Annotated in this window: 5 protein-coding genes, 1 tRNA gene and 2 pseudogenes; 4 read left to right on the forward strand and 4 right to left on the reverse strand. The window is 63.9% G+C overall.

All coding sequences use genetic code 11. The features are described from left to right. Positions 1 to 122: 122 nt before the first annotated feature. Both IVB50_RS29130 and IVB50_RS29135 read right to left on the reverse strand, forming a co-directional pair. On the reverse strand, positions 123 to 1,781 hold the full coding sequence (locus tag IVB50_RS29130) for a bifunctional metallophosphatase/5'-nucleotidase (RefSeq protein WP_018456263.1): 1,659 nt from the start codon (positions 1,779 to 1,781) through the stop codon (positions 123 to 125). Positions 1,782 to 1,981: 200 nt separating this feature from the next. After that, complete coding sequence (locus IVB50_RS29135) at positions 1,982 to 2,740, reverse strand: enoyl-CoA hydratase-related protein (RefSeq protein WP_204513897.1); 759 nt, start codon at positions 2,738 to 2,740, stop codon at positions 1,982 to 1,984. A 245-nt stretch (positions 2,741 to 2,985) separates the two neighbouring features. On the opposite strand from IVB50_RS29135, the gene IVB50_RS29140 reads away from it, so the two are divergent. After that, positions 2,986 to 4,227, forward strand: coding sequence for an MFS transporter (locus tag IVB50_RS29140; RefSeq protein WP_085352688.1), 1,242 nt, complete (start codon positions 2,986 to 2,988; stop codon positions 4,225 to 4,227). Between the two features lie 92 nt (positions 4,228 to 4,319). Here the strand turns inward: IVB50_RS29140 and IVB50_RS29145 are convergent, their stop codons facing one another. Continuing rightward, positions 4,320 to 6,098, reverse strand: coding sequence for an acyl-CoA dehydrogenase (locus tag IVB50_RS29145; protein WP_085352538.1), 1,779 nt, complete (start codon positions 6,096 to 6,098; stop codon positions 4,320 to 4,322). 282 nt (positions 6,099 to 6,380) lie between these two features. Here IVB50_RS29145 and IVB50_RS29150 point away from each other — a divergent pair. The 3 genes and pseudogenes from IVB50_RS29150 (at position 6,381) to IVB50_RS29160 (ending at position 7,561) form a co-directional block, all read left to right on the forward strand. Further along, positions 6,381 to 6,455: transfer RNA gene (locus IVB50_RS29150), tRNA-Gln, on the forward strand. 273 nt (positions 6,456 to 6,728) lie between these two features. Continuing rightward, a pseudogene (locus IVB50_RS29155) lies at positions 6,729 to 7,008 on the forward strand (aldehyde dehydrogenase family protein); the annotation flags it as partial. A gap of 343 nt (positions 7,009 to 7,351) precedes the next feature. Beyond that, positions 7,352 to 7,561, forward strand: a complete 210-nt coding sequence (locus IVB50_RS29160; protein WP_247298711.1) for a 2Fe-2S iron-sulfur cluster binding domain-containing protein — start codon at positions 7,352 to 7,354, stop codon at positions 7,559 to 7,561. 49 nt (positions 7,562 to 7,610) lie between these two features. On the opposite strand, the pseudogene IVB50_RS29165 reads toward IVB50_RS29160, so the two are convergent. Next, positions 7,611 to 7,709, reverse strand: a pseudogene (locus IVB50_RS29165) (Crp/Fnr family transcriptional regulator); the annotation flags it as partial.

A 7,709-nucleotide genomic window follows, 5' to 3' on the forward strand; every position in this document is an offset into this window, starting at 1 on the left:
ATGGGATGCGGGCTCTCGACGTCGCTTGGCGCATCCGGCGCCAAAACGCAAATGCAAAACCCAATCTATGCGTTCCCCCGGGAATGGCAAAGGGTGTCCCGGAGCGGCCTGTTTGATCCGGATCAATTCACGCGCAGGATGCGGCTCAGCGGCAGCGGTCCGATCGGTCCGTGCGCCCGGAAGAACGCGAACAGCGCGTCAGCGTCGTAGCCGCCATATTGCGGCCCCGTGCCTTGTTTGGCGACCGTAAACCCGTCGCCCCCGACTGCGAGGTAATCGTTGAGGGTGACGCGGTAGCCGCTTCCGGCTTCGATCAGCCTGCCATTGAGCGTCATCTTCTCGTTGATCACGCGCTCGCCGTATGGCTTCGCCGCATCCCAGGCGTAACTGAACCCGTTCGAGACCTGGAGAATCCGCGGCCGCTTCGGATCGAGCCATTGCTGCTCCAGCATGTCCTTGAGCTGGCTGCCCGTGAGCGTCATGGTGACGAGCCGGTTGCGGAACGGCTGGCTGGCGAAAACGTCGCCGAAGGTGATCGCGCCGTTCTCCTTTGGCACGATGTCGGTGCGGATGCCGCCGGGATTGGTGAGCGCGATGACGGCGCTGCCGTCCTTGGCGTCCCTGGTCGCGGCGAGCTGCGCGTCCGCAATGACGTCACCGAGCGGGCTTTCGCCGGCCTCGTTCGGCACGCGTGACAGCGTCTGCGTCACCGATCCAGCCGGGCGATTGGCGATCGGCGCCGAAAGCCTGTCGTAAGCGTCGATCAATGCGGTCTGCTCGGGATCCCTAGGCAGCGAGGCATTGGCGACGAGGACGTTCTCGGCCCTAGCGCTGACGATGTCGCGCGTTGCCGGATCGAGCTTGAGGTCGATCGCGGTGACCAGAGTACCGTATTTGTCGCCGCTGGTGACGAGCCGCCCGTCAATATCGCAGACATAAGCACGATGGGTGTGGCCGCTGACGACGAGGTCGACGGCGCGATCGATTTTTTTCACGATGTCGACGATCGGCCCCGTGATAGCAGGGCATTCATTGTAGTCGCCGGCCGGCTCGCCGCCCTGGTGGATCAGCACTACGATCGCCTCGACCCCACCCGCTTTCAGCTGCGGCACCAGCGCGTTCACCGTTTCGGCTTCGTCGCGGAATTCGAGGCCGGTGATGCCCGATGGCGAGACGATGCCCGCGGTGTCCTTCAAGGTCAGCCCGATGAAGGCGATGGGGATGCCTTCGAATTCCCTGATCTCGTAAGGCGGCAGCACGCTCTTGCCCGTCGCCGTCTCGATGGTGGACGCCGCTAGATAGCGGAATCTGGCGCCCGTAAAGGAATGCGGCCCCTGACAGCCGTCGACGGGATGACAGCCCCCGTTCTGCATCCGCAGGAGCTCGGTCTTGCCTTCGTCGAATTCGTGATTGCCGACCGAGCTGATCGCGAGCCCCATCATCGAGAGCGACTCGATCGAAGGTTCGTCGTGGAACATCGCCGACAGGAACGGGCTCGCGCCGATCAGGTCGCCGGCGGCGACGAAGATCGTGTTCTTGTGGCCCTCGCGCAGCTGCTTCACCAGCGTCGCCATGTATTCGGCACCGCCGGCCGCCACCATCACCTTCCTGGCCTTGTCCTCGGGATCGCTGATCCGGATGCCGCCCGGCGGCGGGCGCAGATTGCCGTGGAAATCGTTGATCGCCAGGATGCGCAGCTCGACGGGTGCGGCGGTTTGGGCGGACGCGGGCAGGGCGGCGAGCGCGAGCGAGAAGACGGTCAGCCGGAGAACATGTTGCATGAAACCAGACTAGTCGTTCCGCACGAAGATTTCACGAAGCTTTCTTCCTTCTCCCCTTCTCGAGAAGGTGTCGCGAAGCGCCGGATGAGGGGGTGTCTCCGCAAATTCAAATGTGAGTTCGACTCGCGGATAGAACCCGTCACCCGTCTCGCCGCTTTGCGGCGAGCCAGGCTCTCCCGCCATGGGAGAGGGAAGACAGCCTACCGCTTCTTCCTGTTCATAAACGCGTTGAACGCGGCGGTGGCTTCTTCCGACTTCAGCCGCTCGCCGAACAGATGGGCCTCCTGATCGATGCGGCGGGTGAGCTCCTCGGATGCGACGCGGAGCAGTTTGCGCGAGATCGCGACCGCTTCGGCGGGAAGCCGGCAGATATCGCGCGCCACCTTGCGTGCCTCGACCTCGGTATGACCCGGCGAGACCACGGTGTTGACGAAGCCGGCGGCATGCGCTTCCGCGGCCGTAAAAGTCCGTCCCATCACCAGCATGGCGAAGGCGCGCTGGTAGCCCATCGTGTTCGGCATCAAGAGGCTGGACGCGCCGACTGGCACGAGCCCGAGATGGATGTAGGGCGCGGAGAAGGTCGCCGCGTTCGAGGCCAGCACATAGTCGCAATGGAACAGCATCACGGTGCCCATGCCGATCGACGCGCCGTCCACGGCCGCGATCACCGGCTTGGCGTTGTGAGCTAGCGAATAGAGAAACTTGGCGCCGTCGGACAGCGTCTCGGGGCGCGACGTGTCGGCGTGCATGAAATCGTCGATGTCGTCGCCGGCGGTGAACACGCCGGAGCCCCCGGTGATGATCATGCAGCGGATGTCGGGATTGTTCTGCGCGGTGTCGATCGCGCGGCTCATCTCCCGATACATGTCCTGCGTGATCGCGTTCTTCTTGCTCGGGCGGCGCAGGGTGATCACGCGCGTTCCGCGCTCTTCGCTGACGACGATATTGCCATTCGGCATGAGGGGCCCCTGCGGTCGCCGCGATACTGACATTGCTAGACTCGCGAAACGTCAGCCTACATCATCTTGCAGGCGTGCCAATGCGCTAGCGCGACCTTTTGGAGACCGAATTCGCCCGAGACGGGCGCATCACGCTCGCCGCCGTGTTCCGCGTTGCAATGATCAACCGCCATTTTCGATTGAAAAACCACTGGTTGTGGTGCACGATCGCCTCGCGCCGTTCCATTTGGCCGATTGCCCGATTGATGATTGCCGCCACTCGTGTTGACGAATCCTCGCTGCACTATCGCGGCTGGCGCGTCGTGCTGGCCTGCTTCCTGATGGCTTTCTTCATGTTCGGCTTCGGCCTGTACGGTCAGGGCGTCTATCTCGCGGAACTGCAGCGCGCCCATGGCTGGCCGGGCACGCTGGTCTCCGCGGCCAGCACCTTCTCCTTTCTCCTGACTGCCGTCCTCGTCATCTTCACCGACGATCTGCTCGCCCGCATCGGGCTGCGGTCGCTGATCCTGTGCGGCCTGTCGGCGCTCGGCGCTTCGACGGTGCTGCTGGCGCTGCTGCAGACGCCGTGGCAGCTCTATCTCGCTTATGCGCTGATGTCGGTCGGCTGGACCGGCATGGGCACGGTGGTGATCGCGACCGTGCTGAACTCCTGGTTCGAACGGCGCCGCGGGCTCGCGCTCAGCCTCGCCTACAACGGCGCGACCTGCGGGGGCATCGTGCTCGTGCCGCTGCTGCTGTCGCTGAGCGGCAGCATCGGCTTTCGTTCCGCGATGCTGGCGGCCACGCTGGCGATGGTGGTGCTGGTGCTGCCGGTGGTGGTCATCTTCACCGGGTGGCGAACCGAAATGCCGCCGACGTCGGGTGGGAATTCATCCACTGGCGGCACTGCCTTGCCTTCGGTTCACTCACGCAAGACGCTGCTCGCCAACGCGGCGTTCTGGACCATGGTGCTGCCGATCGCGGTCGCGCTGCTGGCGCAGATGGGATTCATCATCCATCAGGTGACGTTCCTCGAACCGCTGATCGGCCGCGCCAGTGCGGGCCTTGCCGTCACCGTCATGGCGGCGATGGCGGTGGTCGGGCGCCTCTCGCTCGGCCTGTTCGTGGACCGGCTCGATCCGCGGCTCGCCTGCGCGGCATCGATGACGAGCCAGGCGGCGGCGCTGTTCGTGCTTCTGCAAAGCACGAATCCGACCGTGCTGCTCGTGTGCTGCGCCGTCTACGGTTTCTCGATCGGCAACATGATCACGTTTCCGCCCTTGATCATCCAGCGGGAGATCGGCGCGAGCGCCTTCGCCGCTGCGATGGGGCTGGGCACCTCGATCAGCGGCATCGTCAGCGCCTTCGGCCCCGGCATCGTCGGTCTCGTGCGCAGCGTAACCGGCGACTACACGAGCGCGTTTGCGATGTGCGTGGTGCTCGACGTGGTGGCGGCGAGCGTCGTACTATGGCGGCCGGGGCGACGTACGAAGCTTGCGGCTTCGTAGCCCGGATGGAGCGCAGCGCAATCCGGAAATTCGTGTCACCAGCAATGATGGCCCCGGATTGCGCTGCGCTCCATCCGGGCTACGCGTCCCAGCTACCCCAACAGCACCGCATCCGCTGCCGCGACCGACTCCGCACTCTCCGTCACGGTGCGCTCGAGCGCGCCGGCCTGCACGGCGATGTTCTCGGCGAAGAAGCGCGCCAGCGAGACGTAGCGCCCGGCGTCCGCGATGCCGTCGGATTTCGCGGCGAGCGCTTCAGACGCCAGCATGCAGCCGCCGAGCGTGGCGCCGAACTGTTGCAGATACGGCGTCGCGCCGGCCAGCGCCTCGTTCGGCGCGGAAGGAAGCCGCTCCAGCAGCCATTTGCTGGTGCGCGTCAGCGCCTCCAGTGCCTCACGCAATTTCACGCCCGTGGTGCCGAAGGCGGGATCGTTGGAGGCTTCGACCTGCTTCACGATTGCGGAGAGTTCGTCGAGCAGCGCCCACACCGACGCGCCGCCGTTGGCCGCGAGCTTTCGCGTGACGAGGTCGATGGCCTGGATGCCGTTGGTGCCCTCGTAGATCGCGGTGATGCGGGCATCGCGATAGTGCTGCGCCGCGCCGGTCTCCTCGATGAAGCCCATGCCGCCATGCACCTGCACGCCGAGATAGGCGACCTCGTTGCCGATGTCGGTCGAATAGCCCTTGGCCATCGGCGTCAGCAATGCCGCACGCGCGGCAGCGTCGGCGCGGACCTTCGGATCCCTGGCACGCGTCGAGACGTCGATCGCCACCGCGGTCGCATAGCAGATGGTGCGCGCCGCAGCGGTCTGCGCCCGCATCCGCATCAGCATGCGCTTGACGTCGGGATGCACGAAGATCGCATCGGAACCGTCACCCTTGTTGCCGAGGGCGCGGCCCTGCTTGCGCTCTTGTGCGTACGACAATGCCTGCTGATAGGCACGGTCGGCAACACCGACGCCTTCGAGGCCGACGCCGAGGCGGGCCTGGTTCATCATCGTGAACATGCAGCGCATGCCCTGGTTCTCTTCGCCGACCAGGAAGCCGATCGCGCCGCCATGATCGCCCATGGTCATGGTGCAGGTGGGGGAGGCATGCATGCCGAGCTTGTGCTCGACGCCGGAGGCAAAGATGTCATTGCGCGCACCCAGCGAGCCGTCTTCGTTGACCATGAATTTCGGCACGAGGAACAGCGATATCCCCTTGGTCCCTGCGGGCGCGTCCGGCAGGCGCGCCAGCACGAAATGCACGATGTTGTCGGTCATGTCGTGCTCGCCGTAGGTGATGAAGATCTTCGTCCCCTTGATGCGATAGGTGCCGTCGGCCTGCTTCTCGGCGCGGGTGCGCAACGCGCCGACATCGGAGCCGGCCTGCGGCTCGGTCAGCTGCATCGTGCCGGTCCATTCGCCGGAGACGAGCTTCTCGAGATAGATTTTCTTCAGCTCGTCGCTGCCATGCGCGTCCAGCGCCTCCATCGCCGACGCCGTCAGCAGCGGGCAGAGGCCGAAGGCGACATTGGCGGCGCTCCAGATCTCGGTGCAGGCGGCGTTGATCGCGAGCGGCAGGCCCTGGCCGCCGAAATCCTCGGGGCCGGAGACCGCGTTCCAGCCGCCCTCGGTCCAGCGCTTGTAGGCATCCGGCCAGCCCGGCGCGGTCGTGACCTTGCCGTCGCTGAGCTTGATGCCGTGCTCGTCGCCGACCTTGTTGAGCGGCGCCAGCACGTCGGTTGCGAACTTGCCGGCTTCCTCCAGCACGGCGCTCACGATATCGCCGTCGAAATCGCCGTAATGGCCGGCCTCCATGGCAGCTTTCAGGCCGGCGCCGTGGTTGAGCGACAGCAGCATGTCAGAGATCGGCGCGCGGTAGGTCATGGCTCACTCCCGTGGACAGTTCTTGGCGGTACAGGTCTTCGCTAGACTGGTCTTGCCGCCGTATTCCCATGAAACGGGGGAGGTCTCAACCGTCAGGAGGGGTGCGGAACGCCCGTCGGCAACGGGCTGGCGTAGCGCTCCTGTAAGGCATGGCGCGGCGCCACCGGCGCCTGTGGTATTTTGCCCCTCCGGGCGGTTGTAATGCCGCGCCTCTCCCTATAGACCGGCACCACTCGAGGGAATCCGCGGACGCTCGTGTCGCCGCCGTTCCCCAGGGCCTGATGGGGCGTAGCCAAGTGGTAAGGCAGCGGATTTTGATTCCGCCATTCGGAGGTTCGATCCCTCCCGCCCCAGCCACGCTTAAGCTGCTGAGTTCGTTATGTAAGCAGCTCTGATGCCGCCGAATTTTTTGAACGCGTTTGGAAATGGAGCTTCTGATGCTCGTTCCCGAATCAAACTAAACGGCGTCGTGCATTACATCGACCATAGTGGCCTATCTCCGTGGCTTTCATCTCAGTATATACCGCCGAGGCTACTTGGGGTGGTCTGTTACGCCCTCATCGTAGGATAGGGTACTACAGCGAACAATCGGACAAGCAGTCGAAATAATGCATTGGTGCGGAATTCGCCGTGCTGTCCATCATTTCCTACAACACAGTGGAGGAGGCGATCGAGATCGCCAACGACACTGTCTACGGCCTCGGCGCCCACGTGCAGGGCACGGATATGGAAACGGTGCGGGCCGTAGCCGGAGAGATCCGGTCTGGTCAGGTCCATGTGAACTATCCTGACTGGGACCCGAACGCACCTTTCGGTGGATACAAGCGTTCCGGCAACGGCCGGGAGTACGGCCTAGAGGGGTTTGGAAGAATATCTCGAGACAAAGGCCGTTCTCGGATTCTACTCATGAAGTTGCTCTCGTCGCATCGGGTCTTGGCGCTCGTCACGACCAGCGTCCGCCAATGCAAAAGTGTTTCCGGCCGTGATGGCGCACGCGTCGGAATCCGCAGAACACCTTCTGGCTCAAGGTCGGGGCTTTGACGGCTGGCTGAGTTGGCCCGTGAGTTCAGTTCGCCCGACATGTGGAGCGGTATCTCATATTTCTCCAGGCCATTTCGAAATCAATCTGTCGCGAGAAACCCGTGCGGCCGTGGATAGATGGGCTCCGCGTCGCTGAAGCAAACCGATGGTTCGCGCGATCTTGGGTTGGAAGATGGGCACGGCCGTTATGTTTCGATATCGTACGATTGCCGTTGAGCCCGGGAAGTCGATTCCTGGATGCACTGATCGATTCAGGAATTTCGCTTGTGGAAGGTGGCTGCGGAACCTGCGAGACACGCGTGATCGAAGGCATGCCGGATCACCGCGAGCAGTTTCTGAGCAAGCAGGAACAAGAGACAAACAAGACGATCATGATTTGCTATTCGGGTGCAAAGTCGAAAAAGCTGACCTTGGACCTCTAAATAGGCCCAACCGACTGCCAACGTCTAATGACAGAACGTGCGCCTTGTCCGATGCGGGGATCCGCGAGGCGATGCCCGCGGCACGAACGACGGCGGTAACGGCCGAAGGGGACGGCCCCAGCACGGAAAGAGTGCCTACTGCTCCCTC

The organism is Bradyrhizobium sp. 87 (genome assembly GCF_023073015.1).
Lineage (GTDB): Bacteria > Pseudomonadota > Alphaproteobacteria > Rhizobiales > Xanthobacteraceae > Bradyrhizobium > Bradyrhizobium canariense_D.